Origin of the sequence: Saccharomonospora iraqiensis subsp. paurometabolica YIM 90007, assembly GCF_000231035.2 — a bacterium.
GTDB lineage: Bacteria > Actinomycetota > Actinomycetes > Mycobacteriales > Pseudonocardiaceae > Saccharomonospora > Saccharomonospora paurometabolica.
This window is the reverse complement of sequence record NZ_KI912261.1, coordinates 124,662-124,906: the sequence shown is the minus strand read 5'-3', so window position 1 is coordinate 124,906 and position 245 is coordinate 124,662. Positions and strand designations below refer to the sequence as shown.

Below are 245 nucleotides of genomic sequence, written 5' to 3'. Positions count from 1 at the left end.
CGAACGGGCCGGCGGCGCCGACCGTCGCCGTGGCGGTGTGGGCGGCGGTGTCCGGGTCGGGCCAGTCGGCGAGGACCACGGTCGCCAGCCCGTCCGTGGGGGGAGCGGGCAGCCGGGTCAGCCGCGGGTCGGCGGCGAGCACGTCCGCCGTGTCGTCGTCGACGGGGAGGACGGAGAACGCGGCCGTGGGCAGGTCGGCCTCGGCCAGCACCTCGCCGAGCCCGAGGGCGGACAGCGGTGCCCGG

Annotated in this window: 1 pseudogene; it reads right to left on the bottom strand. The window is 80.0% G+C overall.

The window, feature by feature from the left end:
• Positions 1-245: pseudogene (locus tag SACPADRAFT_RS33565) on the bottom strand (aldehyde dehydrogenase family protein); the annotation flags it as partial.